Origin of the sequence: Priestia koreensis, from assembly GCF_001274935.1 — a bacterium.
In the GTDB taxonomy this organism is placed as follows: domain Bacteria; phylum Bacillota; class Bacilli; order Bacillales; family Bacillaceae_H; genus Bacillus_AG; species Bacillus_AG koreensis.
Genome location: NZ_LILC01000002.1, coordinates 536,148 through 550,196 on the forward strand (window position 1 = coordinate 536,148; position 14,049 = coordinate 550,196).

Below are 14,049 nucleotides of genomic sequence, written 5' to 3' on the forward strand. Positions count from 1 at the left end.
TCTTAAAACGAAAAAAGAGTAGAGAATGACTCTCTACTCTAAAAATCATTACATAGCTTTGAGTTCTCTTTCTAACGTCGTTTCCATTTCGTCAAACGTGTCTTGTACGTCGGCAGAAGGTTTTTTGGTGAACAAGCTAACTACAATGACAGCGAGGAGGCTTAAGAAGAATCCAGGAATCATTTCATATAGTTTTGGACTTAATCCTGCATTCACCCATATGAGGACGGTCGCAGCGCCAACAATCATTCCTGATAGCGCTCCCCACTTCGTCATACGTTTCCAAAAGAGACTTAGCAAGACAGCGGGTCCAAATGCAGATCCAAATCCAGCCCATGCGTAGCCAACTAAATCTAAAATCGTTTTGCTCGGAGTGAGGGACATTAAAATGCCGATCACAGCGACTACTAAAACAGATAGGCGTCCAAAAAATACAAGTTCTTTATCTGTAGCTTGTCGTCTAAAGAACGTTTTGTAAATATCCTCAGTCAGTCCACTTGAGGTTACGAGTAACTGCGAAGAAATGGTACTCATGATCGCTGCTAAAATAGCAGATAAGAGGAAACCTGTAATTAATGGATGGAATAAAATATGTGAAAACTCAATAAAAATCGTCTCTGGATCTTTTAGTGACATCCCGTTCTGCTTGTAATACGAAATGCCGACAAGCCCGGTTAACATAGCTCCAACGATGGAAACCGCCATCCAACCGATTCCGATACGCCTCGCAGAGCGAATTTCTTTAATGGACGTAATGGCCATAAAGCGCACGATAATGTGAGGCTGACCAAAATACCCAAGTCCCCATGCTAACAGAGAAACAATGCCGATTACGGTCGTGCCTTCAAAGAAGTTTAGCAGCGCTGGGTTGACATCTTTAATGATAGTAAAAGAGGTCTTAACCCCACCAACATCCGTAAACGCGACGATTGGTACAAGGACAAGGGCGACGAACATAATAACTCCTTGCACAAAATCTGTTAAGCTGACGGCTAAAAACCCCCCAAACAAGGTGTAAGCAATAACGACACCGGCCGTTAGTATCATGCCCCATTTATAATCAAGCCCAAAGGAGGACTGAAACAGTCGCCCACCTGATACAAGTCCTGATGAGATATAAAGCGTGAAGAATACGATGATAACAACTGCTGATACAGTACGAAGGATTCGCGAGGTATCATGAAATCGATTTTCGAAATAGTCTGGAATTGTAATCGAGTCATTTGCTACTTCTGTATATGTTCGTAGTCGAGGCGCAATAAGTAAATAATTTAAGTAGGCTCCAATTAGTAACCCAACGGCAATCCACAAACTTGATACACCGTCTTTGAACATGGCGCCTGGTAATCCCATGAGCATCCATCCACTCATATCTGCTGCCCCAGCGGATAATGCTGTAACAGCAGGACCTAATCCGCGTCCCCCGAGCATATAACCTGATACATCGTCTGTGCTTTTTTTATACGCATAAATCCCAATTCCGATCATCCCTAAAAAATAAATGGCTAATGAAATATAAACTCCTATGTCCACCTAATCGCTCCCTTTTTTCTCTTTTTTTAAATTCGAAATAATTTTCAAATTTTTCTGCTTATGGTTATTTAACCTATCAAACAATGAATATCAATTCAACCCAACTAGATGTTCAAAAAGAACAAGCAGGAATTGACAAATGCTATAACCTTGCATATGTAAGCGTTTACTAAAATAAATTAAAGTAAAAATATTTTGAATATTAAAATTATTAATTTCGCCAAATTTTTCTGTTGGTTTTAAATAAAAAGGAGCAGATCACCAGCGTACAAACGGAATAAATTAGGTGTAAGAAAATTGTGTGCGGTTTCATTATGTGGTATATTAGAGGGTGCTTTCACAAAAATTAGACCCTCTCAAACACCCTCATATGACATCTTTTAAGCATGAAAAGTGAAAGGAGAAAATCATGACTATCCAGAAACATCCGGATTATTCCAAAGAAACGGAGCGTCTTTCCTACACAAAAGGATACATGCAGGCCATTATCCAACTAGCAGAACTCAACCAAGGACAGCACAAAACTAATTTAAAAGAAGCAATGGAAGGCATTGGAGACTCTGACAGCAGCTTGAACTACACGAGCTTACTTGCGACGAGCAACTTTTTGAACATTGCTGAAGGAGAGCTGAAGCATTTAAAAGAAGTACTTCCAAGACCTTATTTTGCGCGCATTAATTTCAAAGCAGCCGATAAGCAGGAGGAAGAGATTCTTTATATTGGAAAGATTTCGCTTCATGAGCCTGAAACGCAAGAGCCGATCGTCATTGATTGGCGGTCACCGATTGCCAATGTTTACTACGATGGTCGTATTGGGGATGTATCGTATGAGGCTTACGGAGAAGAGTACGAAGGAAACTTATCGAAGAAGCGCCAATATAAAATCGAAGACGGAAAGCTGCTGGATTTTCGTGATGTGGACTTAACGACAACAGATGAACTGTTACAGGAATCATTAGCAGGAAAAGCTGATCACCGTTTGACAGAGATCGTGTCGACGATTCAAGCGGAACAGAACCAAATTATTCGTGCTGACTTGAACCGTCCGATTATCGTGCAGGGCGCTGCGGGAAGCGGAAAAACGACTATTGCGTTGCATCGTATTTCCTATTTCTTGTATCACTACGCCGATTCGTTCCGACCAGAAGAATTAATGATTATTGCTCCGAACCGAATGTTTATTGATTACATAGGGGACGTACTTCCAGAGCTTGGAGTAAACCGTATTCGCCAAACGACGTATATTGATTATATGCAAGAAGCCATTGGCGAAAAAATGAAGGTTCGTTCTCCACAGGCGAAGTTGATTAAGCTAGTGAACGGTGAATGGGAAGATCCGACCTTTGAAAAATGGGTATCCGGTTTTAAAGGGAGCTTAAAATATAAGAAGTTGCTGGACCGTTACATTAGCAGAATACGCTTAGAGCTTTGTCCGAAAGACGATTTTATGCTTGAAAAATACCGTCTTGTGAACGGGACAAAGCTAAAGCGTTTGTATTTAACGGATTATAATTATCTATCCTTCCAAAAACGCAATGATAAAATTAAGGAAGTATTAAAATCTCACTTACGTCAAAAAAAGAAGATGATTTTAGACAATATCCAAAAAAAATACGATACGATGCTTGAGCAAGCACTATTTCATGTTCAGAACAAAGAAAAGCGAAAACAGCGAGTTGTCGATGTGATGGAATGGAAGGAAGAGCGATTTAATACGCTTCAAAAAGAAGCAAAGACTGCTGTTTCGCGTTATATGAAGCCACTCACGCCGAAGAAAATGTTGACCTATTACAAAGAACTGTTCAATGATGCCAATCTGTTTGCAGAGGTAAGTGAAGACATTTTGTCAACGCAGCAGTCGGAACGATTTAGGCTATATCAGCAGGATCTTCTAGCAGGAAAAGAATTTGAAGTCGAGGATCTAGCGCCTCTTTTCTATATTAAGCATAAAATTAACGGCATACCAAAGGAAAAACGTGCTCGAAATGTGGTAATTGACGAAGCGCAAGATTATAGCCACTTTCAACTTTACGCTCTAAAAGCGGGACTTGAAACAGACATGTTTACTGTCGTGGGTGATTTAGCACAAGGAATTCATTCCTATAGAGGATTAAAAAGCTGGAAGACGGTTACTGAAAAAATTCTTCCGCGGTCTAATTTTATGACCCTTAAAAAAAGCTATCGAACAACCATTGAAATTATGGATTTGGCAAATGCGACATTGCAACTTTTAAAACAGGATTTCCCAACGGTTGAGCCTGTCGTTCGGCATGGACAAAAGCCGTCATTTCAATCATTTGAAGGGGAGGAAGAGTTTGCTGCTTCTGTTTTAAAAAGCGTAGAAGAAAGCAGAGAAAAGGGCTGTGATTTGATCGCGGTGATTGGAAAGAATGACCGCGAGTGTGCCGTGATTTATGAGCTTATGAAAAAGCATAGCACAGAACCTGTACAGCTCCTTTTAGAGCATGAACCGATGAACAAAGGACACCTTTTGATCATGCCATCATATGTTTCAAAGGGATTAGAGTTTGATTCGGTTATTATCGCCTGCTACAACGATTTGTATGAACAAACTGAATTAGATGTGAAGCTTTTATATGTCGCGATGACACGGGCCATGCATGAGCTACATTTAATCAGCCCCGATCGTGAGAAGTTGTTGTTGCATCAATTAAAAGAAGGTATTCTTCGCCCATGAACGAATGCAGGAGGTTTTCCTGCGTTCGTTTTTTTACACTTATAAAATAGTGCTTGTTATTTCATTGTTTATTTGGAATAATTTACTTTTGTAAAAGACGAAATCAAAACAGTGTGAGGAATATTGAATGAAACAATTTTGGGATTTTGGTATGGAGCAAGCCAAATCGTGTATCTTTCCTGTCGTCATCTTTTTATCATTGGCCATTACAAAAGTCATCCACTTGTCTCTTATCGCTCGGTATGACCTTATTTTAATCATCTGCCTTGTTACACAGGTGCTGATGGTCGTAACGAAGCGAGAGACGTGGGATGAAGTCAAGGTTATTTGCGTCTTTCATCTCATTGGATTGGCGCTTGAACTGTACAAAACACACATGGGATCATGGGCATATCCTGAAGAAGCGTGGACAAAAATTTCCGGTGTTCCTTTATATAGCGGCTTTATGTATGCGAGCGTGGCGAGTTACATGTGCCAAGCGTGGCGAAGGTTTGATATAACGCTTGGGAATTGGCCATCTACGTGGGTTGTCTGTGCATTGAGCGCAGGGATTTATTTTAACTTCTATACGGATCACTTTATTTACGATTTTCGCTGGGTATTAAAAGTAGCAACGTTAATCATTTTTCATCGAACGGTTGTGTATTTTACGGTTAATGACCGAACATATAAGATGCCCGTTGCGCTTTCATTTGTCTTAATTGGTTTCTTTATTTGGGTAGCGGAAAACATTGCGACCTTTTTTAGCGCCTGGCAATATCCAAATCAAGAGCAAGGTTGGCACCTCGTTGGGATCGGGAAGATGAGTTCTTGGCTCCTTCTGGTCATTGTAAGCTTCATGATTGTGGCGACACTAAAGCATGTAAAGGGAAAAATGAAACAAGCACCGAAGCTCAAAACAGAAAAAACCTCCTTTTAAAGGGAGGTTTTTTCTGTTCGTGATTAATTATTTGTCGGGAATGAACGTTGGAAGAATTCTGAGATTTCTTTTCCTAAACCAGATACAGGGTTGCCTTTTTCAAGCTGTTTTCCGTAACCTTGCATACGGTCAAACACATCAGGATTAGTTGAAACAAACACATCATTGATGCTGTTGTCTGATTTACGCACTTCTTTGGCAATTTTCTTTTTCACTTCTTTTGTACGATCTTCGTTTACATTGTCTTCTAAAATAGCTGCTACGTATGCATTATGATTGGTTGTAATCACGTTTGCATCTTTAACATCTTTTAATTTTGTAATACGATTTGCTGCCTCATCTGCAACGTCCATGCGATCAGCACGGTTGTTGTTATCATCATTGATATTTGCGTCGTTGTCGACATTACCACTCATATCATTGTCATTATTTTTGTAGCTGACGTTACGCGTGCCGTTATCGTTCATTCCATCGTCTTGACCTTCATTTTTAGATGAACATCCAGTAATTAATGATACAGCTAATGCTCCATATAAAGTTGCTGTTAGTAGCTTTTTCATGTAAACCACACTCCTTTTTATTTTTATAATGCGTTTTATCGTTTGTTTTATTCAAAAACAGCGTGAGTTTTTTGAACCCATTTATAGGAAGGTCAAAAAAGGAATGAAAAATTTTCTTTTTGTATAGAAGGATTGCGCTACTAGCGTAAACATTCTATAATAAGAACAAATGTTCTGTTTGTGGAGGAGCGTATATGAACAATGAAATGAATTTACCAAAACGCATCATTATGTGCATTGATGCACGGAGCTTTTTTGCAACCGTCACGTGTTTGATGAATGATTTGGATCCTCGTCTGACAAAGCTAGCGGTAGTGTCGAATAAAGAGGAGCGGGGCTCTGTCGTTTTATCCGCCACCCCCTTGCTGAAAAAAGTTCACGGCATCCAAACGGGAAGAAGACTATTTGAAATTCCGCACGAGAAAAATATTCATGTTATGAATCCCTCAATGTCAACGTATATACGCGTGTCTAATCACATTACCTCGATTTTACTAAGGTACGTATCTCCTGAAGATTTACATACATATTCAATAGATGAAGCGTTCATTGACTGCACGGCTTCTTTGCATTTATTTGCAAAAGACGCCACTCAATTAGCGTTCATTATTCAGCGAGCGGTGTTCGCTGAGACAGGTGTTGATGTGACCTTTGGAATTGGTCCAAATCCACTTATGGCAAAGCTTGCATTGGATTTTGAAGGGAAAAAGGCACTCAGTGGTATCGCGTCTTGGGATTATGGTGATCTGCCTCAAAAACTATGGCCGATGCGCTCACTGAAAAAAATGTGGGGGATTGGAGAGAGAACGGAGGTAAAGCTTAAGCGCCTTGGCGTCTATACAATTGGAGCCATTGCAGTGTACCCGTTGGCATCGCTTATTCAGCACTTTGGCAAAGAAAAGGGCAGAATGCTTCATGAACATGCAAATGGAATTGATTTTAGTCGAATTAGTGAAACATATCGAGCTGTTCAACCGTCTATTCATAAAAGCCAAATTCTACCTCATGCCTATCAAAGGGTAGAGGACTTGAAAATTTTATTGTTAGAGCAAATTGAAGAGCTTTGCTTTAGGCTTCGAAAACAGCGGAAATGTGTTCGTACCATTCATCTCACGGTTGTGTATCAGCATACATATTCAGAAAAAGGATTTTCCAAGCAACAAACGCTTTCTTTTGATACAAACTTGACGCTTGAAGTGTACGAAGGATTTTTAACGTTGTTTAATCGTTACTATAAGGGAGGACCTGTTAAAAAGTTAGGGACGGCCTTAACTCAGCTAGTAGACGATGATGAAAGACAAATGCATTTATTTTGTGATGAAGGAAAGAGAGAAAATCAAATCAAGCTCGCGCATGCGATGGATGACATTCGGGGGCGCTTCGGAAAAAATAGTTTATTATGGGCCGTAAGCTATATGCCTCATGCTACAGGACGATCTCGAAATGAAAAAATAAGCGGCCACCAATCTTAGTACACATAACGAAACAGTAAGGGGAACGAATAATGAAAAAATGGCAACCTTTTGCATCCATACCAGAACAGTTTCAAGGCATTCGCTCATTAGTTAGTGCACAGTCCAAAATCATAAAGCCCGTGCTAGAACAAGATCAGGAAGACCGGATGAATTATTTATTGAAGACTGCTCTACATAACGATCAGCTTGTATACTTAACATATTATCACGACGGAGAATTACGAACGGAGATGGGGAGAATTAAAAAGGTCATGTTGTATGGGACAACATTACAATTTGTGGATACGTTTAACGAACAACATGAACGACTGCTCACAGACGTCGTGGATGTACAATTAATTTAAGGGAAAAGCAAGAAGGCTTTCCCTTAAATAGAATAGTCGTCGTAATCGTAGCGAAATCCGTCTTGCTTTGCGCTCGTAACAGAAGAGGACATTTTCTTTAACACTTCCTGATATTGTGTAATTTCCTGATAATCCGTTGTTTGGGCAGCGGCAACTTTTAATGCTTGCTCAATAATGGCTTGATCATTTGAAGTAATGTTCATCGTCATCCTCCTTTTTTCGATAGTATTCCAAGATCGATCTCAATTATGAGTGAAACGGTCGATCATCAGTGTGGGTGCCCATAGTAGGACTTTTTCTTTTTTTATGGAAAAAGGTTTTCATTTTCAAAAATATGTGATACTTTAGGGGAGCAATAACGAATTTTATTACGAAACACCATTCTACTAGGGGAGTCTAATAGTGCTTAGACTGAGAGAAGAACGCCCAAAGTTCTTTGACCCTCCGAACCTGATCTGGGTCATACCAGCGTAGGGAAGTAGAGAGTGCAGGCTTTTCTGTGCTTTTTACATAACCAGTCAGGTTCCATGATTTCATGGAACCTTTTTTATTTCGCTGGCTGACCTCCATTTACTAAAAGGAGGAAGCTATTTATGAGTACGCCTGACGTATTTGAGTGGAGTAAGTCATTTTCCAACAGTAAAAAAGTTTATGTTGAAGGGTCATCCCCGACGATTCGGGTGCCGATGCGAGAGATTAAGCTCAGCCCAACTGTAACAACAGAAGGAGAGGTTTCAAATGATCCACTGCGCGTCTATGACACAAGCGGTGCTTATACGGATCCGAATCACAGTATCAATGTGAAGAAGGGACTACCGCCTCTTCGCGAGACGTGGATCACCGAACGGCAGGATACAGAAGCGTATGAAGGTCGTGAAGTAAAACCAGAAGATAATGGATTTAGTAAACGTAGCCATCCTCTTCCTTCTTATGGACGTAAGCCGAAAAAAGCGCTGCAAGGACAAAACGTTACACAAATGCATTATGCCAAAAAAGGGATTGTCACACCTGAAATGGAGTTCGTTGCTATTCGAGAGAATTTGTCTGCTGAATTTGTTCGAGAAGAAATTGCAATGGGTCGCGCCATTTTGCCAGCGAACATTAATCATCCAGAAAGCGAGCCGATGATTATTGGACGAAATTTTCACGTAAAGATTAATGCGAACATTGGAAACTCGGCTGTGACTTCCTCGATTGAAGAAGAGGTAGAGAAAATGGTATGGGCAACGCATTGGGGAGCTGATACGCTCATGGATCTGTCGACGGGGAAGGATATCCATACAACGAGAGAATGGATTATTCGCAACTGCCCCGTTCCGGTTGGAACCGTGCCTATCTATCAAGCGCTTGAAAAAGTAAACGGCATTGCAGAAAATCTAACATGGGAAATTTTTCGCGATACCCTTATTGAACAAGCTGAACAGGGAGTCGACTATTTCACCATTCATGCTGGCGTGTTGCTACGGTACATCCCTCTCACTGTTAAGCGTCTAACGGGAATCGTCTCTCGAGGTGGCTCTATTATGGCACAGTGGTGCTTGGGACATCATGAGGAAAGTTTTCTTTATACACACTTCGAAGAGATTTGCGAGATCCTAAAAGCGTACGATATTTCCATTTCACTTGGAGATGGGCTGCGCCCCGGCTCAATTGCAGATGCGAATGATGAAGCCCAGTTTGCTGAATTAGAAACGCTCGGTGAGCTAACAACGATTGCTTGGAAACATGATGTACAGGTCATGATAGAAGGGCCAGGGCACGTTCCGATGCATAAGATTAAAGAGAACATGGAGAAGCAGCTAGACATTTGTCGGGAAGCCCCATTTTATACGCTTGGACCGCTTACAACTGATATTGCTCCCGGATATGATCATATTACATCAGCTATCGGTGCTGCGATGATTGGCTGGTTCGGTACAGCCATGCTTTGCTATGTAACTCCGAAAGAGCATTTAGGTCTTCCAAATAAAAATGATGTTCGAGAGGGCGTTATTACGTATAAAATCGCGGCCCACGCGGCGGATTTAGCGAAAGGCCATCCAGGAGCACAGTTGCGTGATGATGCGCTGTCTAAAGCACGCTTTGAGTTTCGTTGGCACGATCAGTTTAATTTATCGCTTGATCCGGACCGAGCAAGAAGCTATCATGACGAAACGCTTCCGGCAGAGGGAGCCAAAGTCGCGCATTTTTGCTCTATGTGTGGACCAAAGTTTTGCTCGATGCGGATTTCACATGATTTGCGAAAGAAAGTACAAGAAGAAAAAAGTGAAGATATAGCAGAAGGGTTGAAGCAAAAAGCGGAGGAGTTTGTCGCCAATGGATCAACAATTTATCGATAAAACGATGTCTGTACAAATTCAGCTGCATCAACAGCAAATTCTTCGCCTAAAAAAGGAGGTGATGGAACTACATCATCAGATTGCTAGTATTCAAGCAAATTGTCAGCACGTCTTTCTAGAAACCGATTGTACAAGAAAGTGTTTAAAGTGTGACTATACAGAGTCACTTCATTATTAAAAAAAGTTGGATTGTCCATCCATAGATCGATTTACCAAGAGAGAGCTAATCCGTTAGCTCTCTCTTTTTTGCACATCTTCTTAAGAAGGAGTTTTCGATATAAAAGAAGAACTATAGGTTAAAAAAAGCTATTTAGAAAACAGGGAGAGCTTAAATTCTTTTCTTTTTCCGTAAATCTCTATATAATGCGATCATATTATTTATCCTTTAAAAGTTAGATTGATGTAAATACGGAGTTGGTATGAAATGCAGAAGAGTTTAGATGATTTTATTTATAAAGTTGAACATAAATTACTTCCTTCATTGGATATGAAGAGTCCTCATCCTTACGATCCGATTCAGGTCATTTCCGTTGCGAAAGGATGGAAGTGCCTAGGTGTCGGAAACTATGCGGCCGTGTTCATGAACAATCAGTATCCGGATTGGGTCGTAAAAGTATACGCTAGGGAAGAAGAAGCAGCGGAGTTAGAAGCAGATGTGTACAAGCAAATTGGTCCTCATCCTGCCTACTCAGAGCTTATTTATCAGAGTAAGCACTATCTCATTTTAAAGAGACTAAGAGGAATTACGCTGTATGATGCGCTGCACCGAGCCGTTCGAATTCCGAAGCAAGTGATTGAAGACGTAGAGGAAGCGCTCCAGTATGCAAGGAAAAAGGGCTTAACGCCTTGTGATGTACACGGTAAAAACGTCATGATGGAAAATGGCAGAGGATATGTAGTAGACGTCTCTGATTTTTACCTAGAAAAGGAAGATCGGAAATGGAGAGATTTATCTAAGGCTTATTACAAGCTGTATGTTCCGACGCTCCTCAAGCTTCCAATCCCCATTCCTCATTTTGTTTTGAATCTATCAAGATACGGGTACCGCATCTATCGCAAATGGAAAAAATAACGCTCAATCACCAATGTGGCTGATTGGGCGCTTTGTTTGGAATGAATGATTCTTAAGTCAATATATTTAATTAAGATATCTTGAATTTGTGACATTTATTTGACCAACCGAAATCTGTACTAGCCAAAAAGGCTTGAGAACACGTATTATGGAAGTAACGTATTCTAATAAATTGTCAATTTGAAAAATGAGGTGAACGCATGGCTAAATCGAATAAAAAATCAAACAATCGGCCAAAGCAAACGACAAATGTGAAAACGCCATCGCCAAATACTAAAAAAGGGTCCAAGCAGTCTGATACGTCTTCAACAACCAAAATGATGTTTTGGACGATCGGGATCATTGCCGCGTGTGTACTGATTTTTATCCTGGTTTACAATGGTATGCAAAATAATAATGGTAAGAACGAAGCAACTCCTCAAAAAGCGAACTTCAATTATAGCAATCAACCTTTTGAGGGGAAAGAAACGGCTCCTGTTAGCATTGTAGAGTTCGGCGATTATAAATGCCCAATTTGTAAGCAGGTAAATAGCCAGATTGTGCCAAAGATCAAAAAAGATTTGGTTGATACGGGTAAAGCAAAGCTTTATTTCATGAACTACGCGTTTATTCGCGAAGATTCTGAAACAGCAGCGAAGTTCGCGGAGGGTGTGTACCAAGAGTTAGGAAACGAAAAGTTCTGGAAGTTTCATAACCTTCTATATGAAAAGCAACCTGAAGATACGGCATATGAACAAAAAGAGTTCTTCAGTGATTCCTTTTTAGCGAAAACGTTAGCTACAATCGCAACACCTGACGAAGTAAAAAAAGTTCAAGAAGCAGCGAAAAGTGAGAAAGTAAAAAATGCCTTTGACGAAGACATGGCCTATGTCCAAAAGCTTGGTATTCAAGGAACACCAACTTTCTTTGTGAACGGAAAACCTGTATCTGATTTGAATGATTTGAACAAAATGGTTGAAGATGCGGCAAAGGAGAAAAAATAAGCGATGAATAAGTCATTAGCGTTAGCGTGGCTTACGGCTCTTATTGCCATGCTAGGGAGCTTATTTTTTAGCGAGGTTCGCCACTTTATCCCTTGTACCCTGTGCTGGTATCAGCGAATTCTTATGTACCCACTTGCGTTTATTTTAGGGATTGCCTTTTATAAAAATGATACGCATATTTACCGATATGTCCTGCCCTTATCTGGAATTGGGATTGTGTTATCGAGCTATCATTATGCGTTGCAGAAAATCCCTGCTATGCAGCACGTTCAGATGTGTCAGAGCGGCGTACCGTGTACGGGTGAATACATTAACTGGCTCGGATTTATCACAATTCCGTTCCTAGCTCTTATAGCGTTTGTTATCATCACCATCTGCATGGTGATTCTACGTAAGAAAGCATAAAAAAGCGATGAGTTTTCATCGCTTTTTTATTTTGGAAAGCATGAAATAAGGGGAACATGGAAAAATAAAAAGATTAAAAATTCAGGCTGACAATTTGCTGATTTCTGTTATAGTTAGTAAGGAAGAATGATCGTTATTGATCAGGATACATAAGAAAGTAGGGTATATGATGACAACTTCTAATGGAAACTATCGCACCGAGAGAGACTTTTTAGGAGAAAAAGAAATTCCGTCTGATGTATATTATGGCGTTCAGACGCTACGTGCCGTAGAAAATTTTCCGATTACCGGCTATAAAATTCATGAAGAAATGATTAAAGCACTGGCTATTGTAAAAAAAGCAGCAGCGCTTGCAAATATGGACGTTACGCGCTTATACGATGGGCTCGGAAAGGCTATTGTTCAAGCAGCAGAAGAGATTATTGATGGGAAGTGGCACGATTACTTTATCGTTGATCCGATTCAAGGCGGAGCAGGAACTTCGATGAATATGAATGCGAATGAAGTCATTGCCAACCGAGCATTAGAAATACTGGGTTACAGCAAAGGTGATTACAGCAAGCTCAGCCCAAATAGCCACGTGAACATGTCACAGTCGACAAATGACGTGTTTCCAACGGCAATTCATCTTTCAACGTTGAGTTTGCTAGAAAAGCTTCTTGTGACGATGAAAACGATGCACGGCGTGTTTAAAGAAAAAGCAAAGCAGTTTGACCACGTGATTAAAATGGGACGTACGCACTTACAAGATGCTGTACCAATCCGTCTTGGCCAGGAATTTGAGGCATACAGCCGTGTACTAGAGCGTGATATGAAACGTATTTCGAATACACGCGATCATTTGTATGAAGTGAATATGGGCGCAACGGCCGTTGGAACAGGATTGAACGCAGATCCTCGCTATATTGAAAATGTTGTGAAGCATTTGGCAACGATTAGTGGATTCCCGCTTGTTGGAGCGGAGCACTTAGTTGATGCCACGCAAAACACAGACGCTTATACAGAAGTGTCAGCTGCGTTAAAAGTATGCATGATGAACATGTCTAAGATTGCCAATGACCTTCGTCTAATGGCGTCAGGCCCACGTGCAGGATTAGGTGAAATTAGTCTGCCGGCTCGTCAACCAGGATCATCGATTATGCCAGGAAAAGTAAATCCGGTTATGCCAGAGCTTATTAACCAAGTGGCTTTCCAAGTAATCGGAAACGACCATACGATTTGTCTAGCTTCTGAAGCGGGGCAGCTTGAGCTGAACGTGATGGAGCCTGTCCTTGTATTTAACCTTTTACAATCTATTAGTATTATGAACAATGCATTTGGCGTGTTTACGCATCATTGTTTAGCTGGAATTGAAGCGAATGAACAGCGCTTGAAAGAATATGTAGAAAAAAGCGTGGGAATCATTACAGCTGTGAATCCGCACTTAGGATATGAAGTAGTATCCCGCATTGCGCGTGAAGCGATCTTAAAAGGAAAATCAGTCCGTGAGCTATGTTTACAGTATGATGTGTTAACAGAAGAAGAGCTGGACTTAATTTTAAATCCGTATGAAATGACGAACCCAGGAATTGCGGGGAGCTCATTGTTTGATCGTCAATAAGTGAAAAAAGCATGAAGACTCGATGTCTTCATGCTTTTTTTATTTAGTTGTTAATAAAAAGGTAATTTTGGGTAAAATAATAATATAATAGTATTAGGTATATTGACCTAATTATTATTGT

The 14,049-nt window shown here is 40.5% G+C and carries 13 protein-coding genes and 1 riboswitch; of the genes, 10 read left to right on the forward strand and 3 right to left on the reverse strand.

Translation table 11 applies throughout. The features are described from left to right. Positions 1 to 48: 48 nt before the first annotated feature. The gene (putP, locus tag AMD01_RS02620; RefSeq protein ID WP_053399824.1) at positions 49 to 1,533 is read right to left on the reverse strand and encodes a sodium/proline symporter PutP; all 1,485 of its coding nucleotides are present in this window, start codon (positions 1,531 to 1,533) and stop codon (positions 49 to 51) included. Between the two features lie 409 nt (positions 1,534 to 1,942). Here putP and helD point away from each other — a divergent pair, with 409 nt between their 5' ends. Next, the gene (gene helD / locus AMD01_RS02625; protein ID WP_053399825.1) at positions 1,943 to 4,231 is read left to right on the forward strand and encodes an RNA polymerase recycling motor HelD; all 2,289 of its coding nucleotides are present in this window, start codon (positions 1,943 to 1,945) and stop codon (positions 4,229 to 4,231) included. 127 nt (positions 4,232 to 4,358) lie between these two features. Continuing rightward, positions 4,359 to 5,150 carry a DUF817 domain-containing protein gene (locus AMD01_RS02630; RefSeq protein WP_053399826.1) on the forward strand — a complete coding sequence of 264 codons (792 nt, stop codon included), beginning with the start codon at positions 4,359 to 4,361 and terminating at the stop codon, positions 5,148 to 5,150. A 23-nt stretch (positions 5,151 to 5,173) separates the two neighbouring features. Here AMD01_RS02630 and AMD01_RS02635 read toward each other — a convergent pair whose 3' ends face one another. Then, positions 5,174 to 5,710, reverse strand: a complete 537-nt coding sequence (locus tag AMD01_RS02635) for a YhcN/YlaJ family sporulation lipoprotein (protein ID WP_053399827.1) — start codon at positions 5,708 to 5,710, stop codon at positions 5,174 to 5,176. Positions 5,711 to 5,904: 194 nt separating this feature from the next. On the opposite strand from AMD01_RS02635, the gene AMD01_RS02640 reads away from it, so the two are divergent. Both AMD01_RS02640 and AMD01_RS02645 read left to right on the forward strand, forming a co-directional pair. Then, positions 5,905 to 7,182, forward strand: a complete 1,278-nt coding sequence (locus AMD01_RS02640) for a Y-family DNA polymerase (RefSeq protein ID WP_053399828.1) — start codon at positions 5,905 to 5,907, stop codon at positions 7,180 to 7,182. Between the two features lie 32 nt (positions 7,183 to 7,214). Further along, complete coding sequence (locus tag AMD01_RS02645) at positions 7,215 to 7,529, forward strand: YolD-like family protein (protein WP_053399829.1); 315 nt, start codon at positions 7,215 to 7,217, stop codon at positions 7,527 to 7,529. A 23-nt stretch (positions 7,530 to 7,552) separates the two neighbouring features. Here the strand turns inward: AMD01_RS02645 and AMD01_RS02650 are convergent, their stop codons facing one another. Beyond that, positions 7,553 to 7,732: a hypothetical protein gene (locus tag AMD01_RS02650; protein WP_053399830.1), complete on the reverse strand. Its 180-nt coding sequence runs from the start codon at positions 7,730 to 7,732 to the stop codon at positions 7,553 to 7,555. Between the two features lie 175 nt (positions 7,733 to 7,907). Next, positions 7,908 to 8,023, forward strand: a riboswitch (TPP riboswitch). A 99-nt stretch (positions 8,024 to 8,122) separates the two neighbouring features. Here AMD01_RS02650 and thiC point away from each other — a divergent pair. The 6 genes from thiC to aspA all read left to right on the forward strand — a co-directional run bounded on the left by thiC (position 8,123) and on the right by aspA (position 13,928). Further along, entirely contained in the window at positions 8,123 to 9,868 is a 1,746-nt protein-coding gene (gene thiC, locus AMD01_RS02655) for a phosphomethylpyrimidine synthase ThiC (RefSeq protein WP_053399831.1), read from the forward strand. Then, a complete protein-coding gene (locus AMD01_RS02660; protein WP_053399832.1) occupies positions 9,846 to 10,046 on the forward strand; it encodes a hypothetical protein in 201 nt (66 codons plus the stop codon). Before thiC ends, AMD01_RS02660 begins: the two co-directional genes overlap by 23 nt. Before the next feature lie 246 nt (positions 10,047 to 10,292). Next, positions 10,293 to 10,940, forward strand: coding sequence for a protein kinase family protein (locus AMD01_RS02665; RefSeq protein WP_053399833.1), 648 nt, complete (start codon positions 10,293 to 10,295; stop codon positions 10,938 to 10,940). A 200-nt stretch (positions 10,941 to 11,140) separates the two neighbouring features. Further along, the gene (locus AMD01_RS02670) at positions 11,141 to 11,923 is read left to right on the forward strand and encodes a DsbA family protein (protein ID WP_083446390.1); all 783 of its coding nucleotides are present in this window, start codon (positions 11,141 to 11,143) and stop codon (positions 11,921 to 11,923) included. A gap of 3 nt (positions 11,924 to 11,926) precedes the next feature. Further along, positions 11,927 to 12,328, forward strand: coding sequence for a disulfide oxidoreductase (locus tag AMD01_RS02675; protein ID WP_053399834.1), 402 nt, complete (start codon positions 11,927 to 11,929; stop codon positions 12,326 to 12,328). A gap of 169 nt (positions 12,329 to 12,497) precedes the next feature. After that, a complete protein-coding gene (gene aspA, locus AMD01_RS02680; protein ID WP_053399835.1) occupies positions 12,498 to 13,928 on the forward strand; it encodes an aspartate ammonia-lyase in 1,431 nt (476 codons plus the stop codon). Positions 13,929 to 14,049: the final 121 nt, after the last annotated feature.

Bases quoted from the DNA above. Each gene is read 5' to 3' on its own strand.
- helD (WP_053399825.1), top strand. From the start codon at position 1,943: ATGACTATCCAGAAACATCCGGATTATTCCAAAGAAACGGAGCGTCTT.
- AMD01_RS02630 (WP_053399826.1), top strand. From the start codon at position 4,359: ATGAAACAATTTTGGGATTTTGGTATGGAGCAAGCCAAATCGTGTATC.
- AMD01_RS02635 (WP_053399827.1), bottom strand. From the start codon at position 5,710: ATGAAAAAGCTACTAACAGCAACTTTATATGGAGCATTAGCTGTATCA.
- AMD01_RS02640 (WP_053399828.1), top strand. From the start codon at position 5,905: ATGAACAATGAAATGAATTTACCAAAACGCATCATTATGTGCATTGAT.
- AMD01_RS02645 (WP_053399829.1), top strand. From the start codon at position 7,215: ATGAAAAAATGGCAACCTTTTGCATCCATACCAGAACAGTTTCAAGGC.
- AMD01_RS02650 (WP_053399830.1), bottom strand. From the start codon at position 7,732: ATGAACATTACTTCAAATGATCAAGCCATTATTGAGCAAGCATTAAAA.
- thiC (WP_053399831.1), top strand. From the start codon at position 8,123: ATGAGTACGCCTGACGTATTTGAGTGGAGTAAGTCATTTTCCAACAGT.
- AMD01_RS02660 (WP_053399832.1), top strand. From the start codon at position 9,846: ATGGATCAACAATTTATCGATAAAACGATGTCTGTACAAATTCAGCTG.
- AMD01_RS02665 (WP_053399833.1), top strand. From the start codon at position 10,293: ATGCAGAAGAGTTTAGATGATTTTATTTATAAAGTTGAACATAAATTA.
- AMD01_RS02670 (WP_083446390.1), top strand. From the start codon at position 11,141: ATGGCTAAATCGAATAAAAAATCAAACAATCGGCCAAAGCAAACGACA.
- AMD01_RS02675 (WP_053399834.1), top strand. From the start codon at position 11,927: ATGAATAAGTCATTAGCGTTAGCGTGGCTTACGGCTCTTATTGCCATG.
- aspA (WP_053399835.1), top strand. From the start codon at position 12,498: ATGACAACTTCTAATGGAAACTATCGCACCGAGAGAGACTTTTTAGGA.